This is a genomic window from Gracilibacillus sp. JCM 18966, from assembly GCF_055392695.1.
Window position 1 is genome coordinate 2882276 of the sequence record NZ_AP043883.1, and the last position, 15351, is coordinate 2897626.

16 protein-coding genes, 1 pseudogene and 1 other annotated feature are annotated in these 15351 nt (G+C 37.0%); of the genes and pseudogenes, 16 read left to right on the top strand and 1 reads right to left on the bottom strand.

The annotated features are described in order from the left end of the window. Positions 1 to 58 precede the first annotated feature (58 nt). Entirely contained in the window at positions 59 to 946 is an 888-nt protein-coding gene (locus ACZ5N5_RS13795) for an ATP-grasp domain-containing protein (protein WP_109983998.1), read from the bottom strand. A gap of 82 nt (positions 947 to 1028) precedes the next feature. On the opposite strand from ACZ5N5_RS13795, the gene ACZ5N5_RS13800 reads away from it, so the two are divergent. The 16 genes and pseudogenes from ACZ5N5_RS13800 (at position 1029) to rplU (ending at position 15340) form a co-directional block, all read left to right on the top strand. Further along, positions 1029 to 2291, top strand: a complete 1263-nt coding sequence (locus tag ACZ5N5_RS13800) for a bifunctional folylpolyglutamate synthase/dihydrofolate synthase (RefSeq protein WP_277678273.1) — start codon at positions 1029 to 1031, stop codon at positions 2289 to 2291. A gap of 143 nt (positions 2292 to 2434) precedes the next feature. Further along, the gene (locus ACZ5N5_RS13805; protein ID WP_054787832.1) at positions 2435 to 2833 is read left to right on the top strand and encodes a hypothetical protein; all 399 of its coding nucleotides are present in this window, start codon (positions 2435 to 2437) and stop codon (positions 2831 to 2833) included. Continuing rightward, entirely contained in the window at positions 2834 to 3586 is a 753-nt protein-coding gene (locus tag ACZ5N5_RS13810; protein ID WP_277678272.1) for a prepilin peptidase, read from the top strand. 217 nt (positions 3587 to 3803) lie between these two features. Further along, positions 3804 to 4652, top strand: a complete 849-nt coding sequence (locus ACZ5N5_RS13815) for an SPOR domain-containing protein (RefSeq protein ID WP_109984002.1) — start codon at positions 3804 to 3806, stop codon at positions 4650 to 4652. Positions 4653 to 4794: 142 nt separating this feature from the next. Continuing rightward, complete coding sequence (gene radC, locus ACZ5N5_RS13820; protein WP_054787830.1) at positions 4795 to 5370, top strand: RadC family protein; 576 nt, start codon at positions 4795 to 4797, stop codon at positions 5368 to 5370. A 523-nt stretch (positions 5371 to 5893) separates the two neighbouring features. Further along, positions 5894 to 7210, top strand: a complete 1317-nt coding sequence (locus ACZ5N5_RS13825) for a group II intron reverse transcriptase/maturase (RefSeq protein WP_464372663.1) — start codon at positions 5894 to 5896, stop codon at positions 7208 to 7210. Positions 7211 to 7378: 168 nt separating this feature from the next. Further along, a pseudogene (locus ACZ5N5_RS13830) lies at positions 7379 to 7519 on the top strand (JAB domain-containing protein); the annotation flags it as partial. 200 nt (positions 7520 to 7719) lie between these two features. Beyond that, positions 7720 to 8760, top strand: a complete 1041-nt coding sequence (locus tag ACZ5N5_RS13835) for a rod shape-determining protein (RefSeq protein ID WP_109984051.1) — start codon at positions 7720 to 7722, stop codon at positions 8758 to 8760. A 12-nt stretch (positions 8761 to 8772) separates the two neighbouring features. Next, entirely contained in the window at positions 8773 to 9645 is an 873-nt protein-coding gene (gene mreC, locus ACZ5N5_RS13840) for a rod shape-determining protein MreC (protein WP_109984052.1), read from the top strand. Further along, positions 9642 to 10187: a rod shape-determining protein MreD gene (gene mreD / locus ACZ5N5_RS13845; protein ID WP_109984053.1), complete on the top strand. Its 546-nt coding sequence runs from the start codon at positions 9642 to 9644 to the stop codon at positions 10185 to 10187. Before mreC ends, mreD begins: the two co-directional genes overlap by 4 nt. Positions 10188 to 10225: 38 nt before the next feature. Beyond that, positions 10226 to 10909 carry a septum site-determining protein MinC gene (gene minC / locus ACZ5N5_RS13850; protein ID WP_109984054.1) on the top strand — a complete coding sequence of 228 codons (684 nt, stop codon included), beginning with the start codon at positions 10226 to 10228 and terminating at the stop codon, positions 10907 to 10909. Further along, positions 10902 to 11696: a septum site-determining protein MinD gene (gene minD / locus ACZ5N5_RS13855; protein WP_109984055.1), complete on the top strand. Its 795-nt coding sequence runs from the start codon at positions 10902 to 10904 to the stop codon at positions 11694 to 11696. Before minC ends, minD begins: the two co-directional genes overlap by 8 nt. A 148-nt stretch (positions 11697 to 11844) precedes the next feature. Further along, positions 11845 to 12618 (top strand): M23 family metallopeptidase, encoded by a 774-nt coding sequence (locus ACZ5N5_RS13860; protein WP_054859164.1) that lies wholly within the window; start codon positions 11845 to 11847, stop codon positions 12616 to 12618. Next, a complete protein-coding gene (locus tag ACZ5N5_RS13865) occupies positions 12608 to 13459 on the top strand; it encodes a site-2 protease family protein (RefSeq protein WP_464372664.1) in 852 nt (283 codons plus the stop codon). Before ACZ5N5_RS13860 ends, ACZ5N5_RS13865 begins: the two co-directional genes overlap by 11 nt. A 14-nt stretch (positions 13460 to 13473) precedes the next feature. Further along, the gene (locus tag ACZ5N5_RS13870; RefSeq protein WP_109984057.1) at positions 13474 to 14907 is read left to right on the top strand and encodes a ribonuclease E/G; all 1434 of its coding nucleotides are present in this window, start codon (positions 13474 to 13476) and stop codon (positions 14905 to 14907) included. A 35-nt stretch (positions 14908 to 14942) separates the two neighbouring features. Continuing rightward, positions 14943 to 15017: a sequence feature (ribosomal protein L21 leader region), on the top strand. A 14-nt stretch (positions 15018 to 15031) separates the two neighbouring features. Next, a complete protein-coding gene (gene rplU / locus ACZ5N5_RS13875) occupies positions 15032 to 15340 on the top strand; it encodes a 50S ribosomal protein L21 (RefSeq protein WP_054787817.1) in 309 nt (102 codons plus the stop codon). Positions 15341 to 15351 lie beyond the last annotated feature (11 nt).

The following is a 15351-nucleotide window of genomic DNA, read 5'->3' on the forward strand; positions in this document are numbered from 1 at the left end:
CAATGAAATTCGTCACATTAAAAGTAGTCTTCTTTGATTTAAAGCAAGTTTTCTGACTTTATAGTGCTGGTAAAATAACCTTTTGTAAAATTTTTTCTGCGACATTGATACCTGTATAGGTTAAAATATTAGCAACATGTGCATTCGTATTGACCTCACAGACAATTGGACGATCCCCTTTACCAAATAATAAATCAACACCCGCAAAATCGGCCCCAACAGCGTGAACGGCATTGATGGCTAACTGGATTTCTTCTTCTGATGGGCTATATGCCTCGATTCGGCTTCCCTGGTATACATTTGCACGGAAATCCTCCTGAGAGGTTCGCTTTAATGCAGCAACAAACCTTCCGCCAACGATAAATACCCGGATATCCTTCCCGTAACTTGATTCGATATATTCCTGCATTACAAAAGGCTTGTCATATATTTTTTTTACAATATCCATATACTCTTTTTCATGGTGAACAAGATAGACTTGCTCACCAAAAGAACCAAACCCTTCTTTTACAACAAAGGGATAGTTCAGCGATGAAGCAATTTGTAAATAATGCTCGAAGTGGAGTAGCTTTGCACCAGTGAATACTTTTGGGGCGATTAACGTTTTTGGTATCGTAACATGATGTTCTGCGAGCTTTTGGTACATAATAACTTTGTTATCACATATTTCGATACAGTTGGCGTTATTATATACAGGTATTCCAGCATACTCTAATTGACGTGCTAGCGCAATATCTTTATCATGGAAAATAACAAAGCTTGGCTTTGATAAACCATTCAATGCGTGAATGTCATGCCCATTTGCATCGACAGAATTAACCACTGCATCATTTGCTACTAGTTCAATTGATATATCGTATTGGGCTGCAGCTTGTTGAATGGCCTTTGGAAATTGTAAAAAAGCATGACTCGCCATGTGCCCATTATAAATGACCCATCCTTCCATCTTTCATCACTCCCCGCTATATCTTCTAATAGTTATAATACAAGGTATACTAAAAAAATGAAACAAGGAAAGTGTGAATACAATGTTATTATCTTTTCATGAAGTGAACGAATACTTAGAATCTCGTAGGACACTTGGTATTAAACCAGGGCTGGAAAGACTGGATTATTTATTAGCAAAAACCGATCATCCCGAGAGAAAAATAAAGACTATACATCTAGCAGGTACAAATGGAAAAGGTTCTACCTTAACCTTTATTCAAGAAGTATTAATAGCGAATGGTTATCGTGTGGGCTCATTCGTATCACCAGGTTTTCCAACCGTAAGAGATCATATATTGTGGAACCACAAGCCAATAAGTGAGAAAGTTTTTCTTGAGCTTCTTAATCAATTAGTCCCTACGATAGAAGAAATGGATCAAAAAGATATGGCTCCAACAGAATACGAGATTTTAATGGTAATCTGCTTATTGTTTTTCATTAATAGGGTGGACATCGCCCTAATAGAGACAGGTATGGGTGGGAAAGAGGATATTACAAATCGGGTTATTCCCATCCTTACAATCATTACTTCGATCTCTTTTGATCATACCGCTTTTTTGGGGAATACTCTAGCTTCCATTGCTTCTCACAAGGCTGGCATCATTAAGAAGAATACACCAGTTATCTTAGGCAGATTACCAGAAGAGGCACATCAGGTTGTGATAGATAAAGCAAAACAAGAGAGAGCGCCAATGTATATTCTTGGGGCAGATTTTAATATCCATGATAGTCACTCAGATTGGGAACATCAGTCTTTTTTGTTTCAATATAAACAAATAAAATGGTTGATAGAAATCACTATGCAGGGCATTCATCAGATGGAGAATGCAGCAAATGCCATGATGGCAATAGAGTGTTTAAAAGAGCAAGGCTGGACTATCAATGAAGAGTCCGTTCGAAACGGGATGAAGCATGCAAGGATTTCAAATCGAATGGAAGTTGTTGCGAAAAACCCAATAACTATTGTAGATGGAGCACATAATATGGCTAGTATAAAGGCATTAAGAAGAACAATAGAAGTGCTTTATCCCAATAAAAAGGTTTATCTCTTATTTAGTGCTTTCAGGGATAAGGAGGTAAATGAAATGCTTAAATATTTAGACGAAATGGCGACAAGGCTTGTTGTTACTTCCTTTGAGCATTCACGTGCCTTAAAAAGCAAGGATCTATACGCGGAATGGGATTACATACCTAATGCAAAGAAAGCGTATGAAGTGGTCAAAAACACTATACAAAAAGGGGACCTGCTATTGATAACAGGCTCATTGCATTTTGTGGAACAGATGAAACGAATTATTAAATAGTACAACAATAATGTTCCCTTTTCGGCAACGTTTGACAAGTAATGATTATTTAGTAAAATAAGATTATAAAACCGGACTTTTTATCATATTTTATTAGGTATTTAATACTAACGGCAACTCGGAAAAGGGAGCGATTTTAGCTAATGAAATTATTACCAAGGCAACTCAGATTTGGGCTGATGGAATGGTTAGCCATTCTAACAATCATCAGTATGCTTACCTTCCTTTCCTTTCCTATTCTGAGTAATGTAATGCATCAAGAGCAAGAAAAGGATGCTAATGTAAAATTAATGGAAAATGCAGCAAGGCTTGCTTATATTTATGCAAAAGCTGACCCAGAAGAGTCAAAAGAGGCTGTTTGGGTGTTTGACGGTGAAAAGAATGCTACCGAGGTTACCCCAAAGGAATTAATCCATTATCACTATTTGTCTTTAGACAAAGTCCCTCCAGGAAGTCTAATCTTCGATAATGGGAGATTCTATTATGATCCGAACGGAACACCTGGTGTAGAAACGATAATTGAAGAAGGGGGGTCTTCCTAGTTGGAGCACAATGTCGTATTTTTCTTTTTTATCACTGGTTTAGTATTTGGTTCTTTTTATAATGTTGTTGGCTTGCGAGTCCCTCATGGAAAAATGTTTTCCTCTTCAAGATCTGCATGCCCTTCCTGTCATCATATTCTTTCCTGGAAGGAACTCGTGCCTCTGTTATCTTTTTTCTATCAAAAGGGAAAATGTAAGCATTGTGGCAAAGCTATTTCTCCTTTATATCCCATCATAGAATTATTTACCGCTGTAGGATTTGCCTTCTGTTGTCTTTTTATTAACTCTCCATTAGAAATAGGTATAGGTCTTTTGCTTGTTAGTATGCTAGCAATTGTTTTCGTTTCTGATCATACCTATATGATTATTCCAAACCAAGTTCTTCTCTTTTTTCTCCCACTATTTATCATTTACCGAATCATTGTTCCAACTAATCCATGGTGGCTCTCTGTATTAGGAGGAATTGCTGGATTTGGATTGATTGCTATCATTATTCTGCTTAGTAAAGGTGGAATGGGGGCAGGAGATATGAAATTATTTTCCGTAATAGGATACTTAGTTGGTTTCCCTCACGTGTTTTTAACACTTTTTGTGGCCACCATATATGGGCTTGTCTTTTTTTTACTTCAGAAGTTGCTACACAAAGGGGAATCACCCCTAATCCCATTTGGTCCTTCGATTATTCTAGCAGGAGGGACAGTCTTTTTTTATGGAAGTACTTTATTGGATTGGTATTTCTCTCTATACTATTAAAAATCTACTTCCATATTATGAACTGTTTCAGCATCTGCTGACATCGTAATTTGTTGGTTGGACGCGATAGCATGGATTGGATCGAAGGAAGGGCGAAGAAATTCTGTCATTCTGTCTTTTTTTCGGGAAAGTTTTATTTTTCTTCTGACAAAACTCGTCTTACATCTTACTAATATTATGGTAGGGTGATAGAAAAGCACGGAAACGAGGGATTTGAATGAGAGAAAATAAAGGCATATCTATTCAAATAAACCAGCCTAAGAAAAAAATAGAACGTAAGCTGGAGGCGGAGAGTAAGCTCTTAGACGAAGACAAGCCATACTATAATGAACATGTAAGTAGTCCTCCACATTATTCAAGCATGAAGAAAAGACAAAACGGATTCTGGAAAAAATATCGTTCATTTATATATTCTTCGTTAACAGCTGTTCTAATTGGTACATTTCTTGGCTTTATCATGCTCAAAATATTTGTAGATATTGATCCAGAAGAAATGGCTTTTGATCAAACAGAGCAAGCCGTAAGTACGACAAAGGAGCAAACGAAAAATGCCACTGAAGCCAATACGACTACTAGTACATTCGAAGGTGTTCCAATTACTGGCTATGTTGTTCAAGCAGGAGTATTCAGCTCTGAAACTACGGCAAAGGAATTATTGGATCAATTGAACAACGCTAGCATCCCCTCCATGATTTGGCAGAGAGATGATAACTACCATGTATTTGTCGGGGTTCATGCAACAACAGATGGTTCTAAGCAATTTGCTGAAGAGGATCATTTAGAGAATTGGGAAGTTTATGCTGGTAAGGAGTGGACAACAGAGCCTGTTCAATTATCAGTGGATACAGCTGAAGCGGAATGGATGAAAGAATTTGACACCATTTTAAAAGAGTTAATAACTAATCCTACTAATGTAACACAATTAGAGCAATGGTTAGCGAAAAGCCCAGAGGAATTATCCCAAGCATTAGCTCCATTAATTGATAAAGTAAAGGCATACACAGCGAAGGCGGAAATGGTTGATTTATTAAAAATTTGGTATCAGTATGTGAACCTATCCAAATAATATGAAATGTAAGGGGAAATAATCATTTGTTGTTGGTATTCCTTTTTAGAAAAATAGATTTGAGCAGTTTGTATTAGCCTCCATAGATCGGTAAAATACAAAGACAAACAGCAATTATTGGCTGTTTGAGAGGAGGGCTATGATGGAAAGTGGAATTGTTAAAATGAAAGAAGTGCCAAAGCAAGATCGTCCAAGAGAACGGTTAATCGAATATGGCCCAGGAAACTTGTCTAATCAAGAACTAATGGCGATCTTATTTGGTACTGGCACTAGAAAGGAGAATGTCTATCAGTTAGCAGAACGAGTACTTAAACATTTTGAGGGGATTGGAATGCTAAGAGAAGTCACCATAGAGGAATTAATAAAGGTAAAAGGTATTGGTCAAGCAAAGGGGGTTGTTTTACTAGCTGCAGTGGAGTTAGGAAAACGAATCCAACATTTTCAAGAAAAAGATCGTTATGTTATCAGAAGCCCCGAGGATGGGGCGAATTTTCTGATGGAGGAAATGTGTGCACTTAAACAAGAGCATTTTGTCGCCATTTTCCTTAACACAAAAAACCAAGTCATCCACCGACAAACTATCTTCATTGGAAGCCTCAATGCCTCGATTGTTCACCCCCGTGAAATCTACCGCGAAGCTATTAAAAGATCTGCAGCATCCGTAATTTGTGCACATAATCACCCTTCTGGTGTGCGCCTGCAAGGTGTTTCATTTTAGTGATTATGAAAAATAATCTAGAACTCTCTACAATGTTCTATGGTCAGCATCTAACCTTGAGGGGAAACCCAAAATAGGAAAAAAAGCCTGATGTGAAAAGGAGAAAAGACGATAAAGCTATCTAAATCGAGTGAGTTCTTCAGACCAAGTGATATATGGTAAAAGCTAAACTGCTTGAATCCTAGACGAATGAGCGTAGGGTGCGCCATTGTTAATGATAGCTAACAGATAATGTGGAGAGAATATAGACATATTGCCAGAATGCCTATCATAGTAGAGTCTGTCCTTCAATCCTTGGTACAAGGAAACCGTCAAAAGGGATACCTAACTATCACGTTCTAGATGAAAACATAATGCAGGGATTGCCTAAGTGCAAGTGCCACTGTGGCTATTCAACGATCGGTTGACGAATATTGCATAGGGTAACGGAGTCTTCATACTACTCTACGTTTGCTTGTAATGAGTTTAGCATGGGGAAGGAAGACAGGTTGATTTTAACGTCTGTAAGGAAGGAGTCATGAATATGGCAAAAGATCCATTTCATCAATTGGACGTTATACGGAAAGCTTCTCAAAAAGGAAGAGTCATTACAGATTGTTACAGGCTAATGTATAGAAGGGAACTATGGATCAAAGCTTATTTTAGATTATTTCCAGAGGCGAAGCAATCAAGTCAGGAAGGAAATCTAACTAGAAGGCTTGAGGGAATAATCACATTACTTCGAACAGGAAATTATCGATTCAAAAACTTGTGCAACACTCATACGAAAAAAATAAAGAAGGATTATACTAACGATTATTTAGTACAAGAAGTTATCTGCATAATTTTGGACAAAGTATTTGCACCAATGGGGAGAGCTTATGGATATAGTAAACATCACTCCGAACATAAAGTATTAACCCATATTCAGCACTCATGGAAGGGATTGACTTGGTGTGTGCATGGTAATGTTGGCAATGTTAGGTGTCATCTTAATCAAACGTCATTGATTAACTATATTTCTAAGAGTATAAGGGATCAACGTTTCGTGAATCTTATTCAGCAAGCTTTAATAGCTGTTACAAGGCAAGATTCTAGGGATATTCATGGTAAAAGACAACAGACCTCCCTGCCATTATTACTTGAAGATATTTATCTTGATAGGTTTGATTACCTTATGGAGAAGCAATGGAAGTATGTCATTAAGGAATTTGACCAACCAGGTGATGGGTTTACCCCTCAATTACAGTATATCCGTTATCAGAATAGCTTTTTAATTGGTGTTAGAGCCTCAAAGAAATGTGTCAGAATGATAAAACAAGGGGTAATAAATCTTCTAGAGCATGAGTTCTATTTGGAATGGAAGAAAGTCGATATTACACATATGACACGCCCAATTCCCTTTCTTGACTATGAATTTTGTAAGGTTAAACAGAAATATTTCCATCAAACTAAGGGAAATGATTTACCAATCCAAGAGAGTACAAAATCTTATGTGATACAATTATATATTTCGAAAAAAATGGTAAATCAGATGGCTTTCCAATATGGATATGGCGATATAACTAGCTTTCAAGCAACTCCTCGAAAGAAGCTTCTACATTATACAGAAGCTAAAATCCTCCATATTTATAACACGGAATTAATTCGCATAACCAACTATTATAAACTTGCAATGAATGGACACTATCTTAGGCCATTATATTATTTGGCAAAAGCTAGTTTTATTAAAACGATTGCGATGAAACGAAAGACTTCGTACAGGAAAGAAGTAAAAAGAATGAGCAGACGTAAGCAGGGGGGATTGGGTTTAATCACCAGTCATACAAAGGATCAAAAAAACATTTCATCACTTTTTTAGATAAAAGATTCCATAAATCCCATTTGAGTAGACTTGTTGTAACAAAGAAGAAGCTAATTCCTTATCAACTGGCGAGCCGTATACGCTGAAAGGTGTACGTACGGTTCTGAGGGGGAGAATTGGAAACCTACTTTGGAAACATGGCAAGGCGCCTGTTCTCTACCCTACGATCCAGCACCATCTCAGGAAGATATTCATGTAACGAAACGATTAGTAGAAAGCGGAAAGATGATCGGTATTGAAATGCTTGACCATTTAATAATTGGTGATCGTAGGTTTATTTCCTTAAAAGAAAAAGGGTACTTGTAACACTATCTATTTTTAAAAAAATTGAGTATAATAGAATAACAAGCTATAATTAACGCCTTGTACAAGATATTGCTTGTATTAAGGCGTTTATTATTGCATTATATGGAATAGAGCATATTTTAAAATCTTGATTACATAGCAATTAATGCTTAAAATATGAACAATAAGCTTGAATATTTTGGTTGAGAGGAAGAAATAACTTGGGATTTTTTAATTTTTCACAGGATTTAGGAATAGATTTAGGAACAGCCAATACATTAGTTTTTATTAAGGGAAAAGGTGTTGTAGTACGTGAGCCATCGGTTGTAGCAGTGAATAAAACGACTGGTGATATCGAGGCAGTTGGTAGTGAAGCTAAAAATATGCTTGGAAGAACCCCTGGTAACATTTCCGTTGTTCGAACAATGAAGGATGGAGTTATTGCTGATTATGATACAACTGCTACGATGATGAAGCATTATATTAATTTAGCACAAAAAAACCGTTCTGCGTTTGCTAGAAAGCCTAATGTTATGGTCTGTGTCCCTTCAGGTATTACGATGGTGGAAGAAAGAGCCGTGATAGATGCTACGAAGCAAGCAGGTGCTAAAGATGCATTACCAATAGCAGAACCTTTTGCTGCGGCAATTGGAGCGGGACTACCTGTCTGGGAGCCAACAGGAAGTATGATTGTCGATATTGGAGGAGGAACAACAGAGGTTGCCGTTATCTCATTAGGAGGCATTGTTACAAGCAAATCAATCCGTGTCGCAGGAGATGATATGGATGAAGCGATCATTCAGTATATTAAACGTACGTATAATTTAATGATAGGGGAGCGTTCAGCGGAATCAATCAAAATGGACATTGGATCAGCGAAGCCTTCTGATCAAGAGGATGAGATGGATATTCGAGGCAGAGACCTTCTAACAGGTCTGCCAAAAACTATCACCATTACAGCCTCTGAGATTTCAACAGCGCTAAAAGACACAGTTGATGCCATAGTGGAATCAGTGAAGAATACGCTAGAATTAACTCCTCCAGAATTGTCAGCAGATGTAATGGACCGAGGAATCGTACTCTCTGGAGGAGGAGCATTATTACGTGGGATCGATGAGGTCATAAGTGATGAAACAAAAATGCCGACATTTGTTGCAGAAGAACCTCTCGATAGTGTGGCGATTGGTACAGGTAAAGCATTAGAATATATTGACCAATTCCGTACGCAGCCGAAAATCTCTTCTCAACGGTCATTTGATTAAGAAGGTGTTACCATGTTCTTTTTTAAAAAAAAGCAAATGTTTATCCTTCTAATCTCATTGATTCTTATTGTAGGTATTATTGGTTTCTCACTGAGAGACCGTAGTAATCTAACCATGGTTGAGGACTTTATCCATGATAGTGTTGGTTGGCTGCAGCGAGTGGTTAATGCACCGGTGGATTTCACTACATCCGTTGTAGCGAATATGAAGGATATACGAAATGTATACAAAGAAAATACGATTCTTAAATCTCGACTAGAGGAACTGAGACAATTAGAGTATGAAAATCAGGAATTAACCAAAGAAATTGGAGAACTAGAAAAAATACTTGGGAAGAAAGAATCTGATTTCCTGCAGAATTTTACTACAATCCAAGCATCCATTATTTCTCGTAGTAAGGATAATTGGTTTAAGCAGGTGACAATTAATAAAGGCACTGAGGATGGGGTAGAACCCAATATGGCTGTCATTACAGGGGAAGGAATGATAGGAAAGGTTCATGCCAGCTCCCCTTTTACTTCAACTGTATTATTACTAACAGGCTTTGACAGATCAAATCGAATTTCTGTAAATGTGAACCAAGAGGAAAAGACAGAGGATCTATCAGGTTTTATCGTAGGATATGATGACGAAAAGAACCTACTATTGTTAGAAATGAATGAAGATGACCAAGGCTTAAAAAAAGGACAAACGGTCTTTTCATCCGGTGAAGGCGGCGTATTCCCGAAAGGATTAGAAATAGGAGAACTAGTAGAGGTTAATGATGATCGATATGGTCTAACAAAAATTGGCTATGTTAAGCCATCAGCCAATTTAAATGAAGTAAACCATGTTATGGTGATTGACCGTGCTATGGCAACAAGTGATGAGGAGGGTGAATCATGATTCGCCTTATTCCTTTTCTACTTGCCTTTCTATCTTTATTTCTCGTTATGATAGAAGGGTCGATTTCCCAAATGATGGCGAGAATTCCGTTCCTACCGAATGATTGGTTTATTGTTTCACATTTTCTCCTCCTTTTCTTGATCTATGTAACGATATTTTTTGAACAAAAAAATACATACTATGCTTTTTCCTTTGCGATAGTGCTCGGCGCAACAGTTGATATATTATATACCTCTCTCATTGGGGTTTATCTGTTCGTTTATGCAACAGCTATTTATCTGGTTCGAAATATGATGAAATGGCTTCATGCTAATTTTTTTGTCGCCATGCTAATGGTTATCCTTGGTGTACTTATTGCTGATATATTCGCTTATTTCCTGTACAGTATCATCCAAATTCATGATATGAGTTGGAGTGTCTATTTGTCTTATCGCTTATTACCAACATTAGTCTGGAATTTTATATTTGGAATTCTATTCTATCTTCTATTTAAGAAAATGCTTGAAAAGTGGGCATATATTAAGTTTGAACGAAAAGAGTAGTAGAATGGGAACAGGCTAGATTAAGGGGTTGAAATATTGTGGCAGCAAATCGTTATATTACGATAAAAGGAACGAGAGATGGTCTCACGCTTTTCATGAATGATCAGTGTGCCTTTGATGACCTACTTCAAGAGCTTGAAAATATTATCTCAACAAAACATTTAGTAGAAGATGAACAATCCATCCGAATTAAAATAAAGTTAGGTAACCGCTATTTAGATGATCAGCAGGAAGAAAAGCTTCGTGAGCTGATTGATAAGCAGAATACGTTTATTATTGAACAAATTGAGTCCGATGTTATCTTAAAAGAGACTGCTTTACAATGGAAAGAAGAGACGGAAATAGAATTACACAATAAAATAGTAAGATCTGGCCAAATCCTAAAGGTTACTGGTGATTTATTATTAGTTGGTGATGTGAATCCTGGAGGAAAAGTAATGGCATCTGGAAATATTTTTATTGTGGGGCATCTAAGAGGTATTGCTCATGCAGGAGTTCACGGAAATGATAAAGCAGTCATCGCTGCTTCCTATATGGCTCCAAGTCAATTAAGAATTGCTGATATCATTAGCCGACCTCCGGATCAAGAGAAGGATGGTGTTCACATGGAGTGTGGCTTTATTGATTCTACAGGAAAGCAAATTATCATGGATCGAATTAATGTTCTAGCAAAAAATCGTTTTGATCTTAATGCTTTTGAAAGGAGAATAATAAATGGGTGAAGCTATCGTTATCACATCTGGAAAAGGTGGAGTTGGAAAGACAACCACAACCGCAAACCTAGGGACCTCTCTAGCACTATTGGATAAGAAAGTATGTTTAATTGACACAGATATTGGACTCAGGAATTTAGATGTTGTGATTGGTTTAGAGAATCGTATTATCTATGATATTATTGATGTCGTAGAAAAACGCTGTAAAATATCACAAGCATTAATTAAGGACAAGCGATTTGATTGCTTATATTTATTACCAGCAGCACAAACTAGCGATAAGACAGCCTTAACCCCGGAGGCTATGAAATCTATCATTGATGATTTAAAGCCAGATTATGATTACATTTTGATTGATTGTCCTGCAGGAATCGAACAAGGATATAAAAATGCAGTTTCGGGAGCAGATAAAGCTTTAGTGGTAACTACACCAGAGAAATCAAGTGTTCGTGATGCGGATAGGATTATCGGCCTCTTGGAACAAGAGGATATTGAACCACCTAATTTAGTGATTAACCGTATTAGAACCCATATGGTGAAAAATGGGGATATGCTAGATGTTGATGAAATTATGCAAATTTTGTCTATTGATTTAATTGGAATTGTGGCAGACGATGATGATGTAATCAAAGCATCGAATCATGGTGAACCAATCGCGTTCCAGCCTAATACAAAAGCATCCATTGCTTATCGAAACATTGCTAGACGAATTTTAGGTGAATCGATTCCACTTCAATCACTAGATGAAAAATTAACCTTTATCGAAAAAATTAAAAAAGTTTTTGGAAAGAATTAAGTATTGCCTAACCGTATGATTCAATGATTAAAGTCATGAATTCGTGCGGTTTTTCTATAGTTTTCAAAAAAGTTTGAATTACGATATTCATAATCCGATAGCTTGTCACATATATTGAGAAACAAATGGGATAAAGGATTGTGAGGATATGAAAAAAAACAACAATTTAGCCAAGATCAGAAATAATATTAATCAAAGGAAGCTACAACGAAAAAAAGGAACAGTCGTGACAAGGGATAAAACTAATCCTTTGGCCATAAGAAAGATGGAGGTGGAGGATGAAGAACGACATGGCTTTTATCCAACAACATCCAGTTACTCGAATGATTCTAACAATACACCTTTCTTTCGATTTTTTTTACTTAGAAGTGTCATAGCAGCAACTATCTTCTTTTTAACTGCTTTATCCATGACAGCAGATGTGAAATGGTTAGAAAAACCAAAGCAATGGACAAGCTATGCATTATCGGAGGAGTTTCCTTTTGCCTCTGTTAATGCTTGGTATCAAGCAAAATTTGGGGCACCACTTGCTTTAGAGAATAATCTGGAGGAAGATAGCGAGGAGTTAGCTGTCTTACCGGTTTACGGTCAAGTCAATCAATCTTTTCGTGAGAACGGAAAAGGTATTAGAATCACTGCAGACAATGAAACAGAGGTAGTTGCAGTAAAGGGAGGTACAGTACTGTTTGCTGGTAATGATCGTGAAACAGGAAAAACGGTTATTATTCAACATCCAGACCGTACGGAAACGATATATGGATCTTTGACGAGTATTGACGTCCATTCTTACCAATCTGTGAAAGGAAATCAAAAAATTGGCACCTACGAACCGTCGGAGGAAAATGAATCAATGTATTTTGCAGTGAAGAAAAATCAACAATTTCTTGATCCTGTTCAGGTGATACAAGTTGATGAACAGTAGAAGATGGATACCTCCTATCCATGTTCACCCAATTGTTTTCTTTTTCTTAGCTGTTTCCATTTTGACTGGGATGCTGACAGAACTTCTTATTATCTTTTTAATTGTTCTATTTCATGAAATGGGTCATTATCTTTGTGCTAGGATGTTTAACTGGCGTATTCGTCGTATTTATTTATGGTTTTTTGGTGGGGTGATGGAAACAGAAGAGTACGGGACAAGACCGATATGGGAAGAGTGGTTAGTCACGATAGCTGGCCCCTTTCAACACCTTCTTATCTTTTTGATCATACATTTTATCCATTTTTTACCTTTGATCCCAGAAAGTACACTCACACTCGCTTATCAATATAATCTATTCATCTTGTTAGGAAACCTATTACCTATATTGCCTTTAGATGGTGGAAGATTGGTTCAGTTAATGGGAGATCATTTATTGCCATATCAAGCTTCTCATATGTTTTCGATTGTGGTATCGGTTGTTACTATAGGATTGGGACTTATTATTACTTATTCCACTGGTATACTATCTCTTAGCCTTTTGTTGCTTTTTATTTTTTTATTATTGGAAAATCGATTAGAATGGAAGAATAGGTATTACAGATGGTTACGTTTTTTATTATATCGTCATAGTAGTCCCATTTCTTTTACAAAAAATGTTTATTTAGCCGTAGATGAGAGAAAGAGGCTGATGGATGTATTCCCACATTTTTATCGAAATCGATATCATTTTATTGGGTTAAAGGGCCATCATGAGAGAGTATTTATTTCTGAGTCGGAATGTCTCTCCCTCTATTTTGAACAAAAAGCTCATCAGCTAACAATTGGTGACATAGTACGTTAAGGAAGAGGTTACATATGAATAAGCTCTATTTTCATACAAGATTATCAGAAAAAATCGGCATCCTCATGCAGGATGATAAAATAAAGGATATAACAATAGATCGCCCGACAGATGCTTGTCGGGTCGGTTCCATTTTTCTAGGGAAAATTCGTAATGTAGACCATTCAATCGAGGCGGCATTTGTTGATATTGGAGCAGATCAGGTCGGCTTTTTACCAAAAAGCGAGTATCCTTTCGATCAATCGATAGTAGAAGGATCTGCTATCATTGTACAGATCGTAAAGGAACCATATCAAAACAAAGGAGCAAAGCTGACGGCTAATATTACGATTGGTGGCTCCAATATAGTTTTTCTCCCTTATGGAGATTATTTGGCTTTCTCCAAAAAGCTTGATGGAGATACTCGAAAACGAATGGAAAATGTATTGAAACCACAATTACGTAAAAAAGAGGGTCTAATCATTCGTACGAATAGTGCCCAAAAGACGGATAGCGAATTAATTCATGAATTGGAACAATTAAGGGCATCCTTTCAGGAGCTTCTTCATTCGACCAAAAATAAAAAGGCACCTATTGTTTTGTATCGTGATCAATTGATACCAAGTCACATGTTAAATCAATATCAGAGTTATCCAATTGATAGGATATATTTCGATGAGCTCATAAAGATGAAGGAAATGATGACTCGCTATCCTCATGATAAAGATAAAATGGAGTATTTACCTTCCCTTCCGTTGCTAGAAGGAGCGACCATTGATCAAATACTGAAGCAACTAACATCACCAGTCGTTCAAATGAAGGAGGGTATTGTACTCACCATTGAACAGACAGAGGGATTGACGGTGATAGATATTGATAGCAGTCAATACCGTAGCAGACAAAATAAACAGGCCACTTTATTTCAAATAAATCAAAAAGCTGTACCAGCCATTGCAGCAGAAATTAATAAACGGAACATATCTGGGATTATTTTGATAGACTTTTTGAAAATGAAAAGAAAAGACGAGCAAGAAAAAATCCATCAGTCATTAAAAAGGGCATTCGCTCAATATCCTGTTCGGACGGAAGTGATGGGATTTACCAAGCTTGGACTACTAGAAATGACAAGAAAAAGAGAAAATGTTAGTCTATTACAACAATTAACGAATAAGTCATCAATAGTAGCTTGGGAGTACAATCTTGAATCCATTTGTTACCAGTTGGAACGAGAATTATATCAATTGAATCGCACCAACGCAGAAGTGGTCTTGTTAAAAGGAAACCCATCATTACTCGACCTTTTTCAAAAATATTCAAGTGCTATATTAGAGAAGCAGATTCAGCTAAATATATTTATAATAAAGGATTCAACCATAAAAGGCTATGATATTCTTCGCTCTGGAAGCAACCAGCTAATGGATGAATATATAGTGCAGCATCCCGATTTAACCATTGACAAAATTCTATAGAATATGGTATGATCGTTTCGTTGTCTTTGTAGCACCTGTTGCTACAACCGCGCAGAACAGGTTTAGTAAGCTCCATTTAGAGCACCTGTATGGCGAGTCTTAGTTATATGAGGAGGTGCATATTGTGTACGCAATTATTGAAACTGGTGGTAAACAAGTTAAAGTAGAAGAAGGTCAAGTAATTTACGTAGAGAAGTTAGCTGCTGAAGCTGGTGAAACGGTAACTTTTGACAAGGTACTTGCCGTAGGTGGAGATGAAGCTAAATTCGGCACTCCATTTGTGGACGGTGCTTCTGTAACTGCGAAAGTGGAGAAGCAAGGTCGTCAAAAGAAAATTACTGTGATCAAGTTCAAACCAAAGAAAAACTATTCACGCAAGCAAGGTCACCGTCAACCATACACAAAATTGACGATTGAAAAAATCAATGCATAAGGATCTTTCCT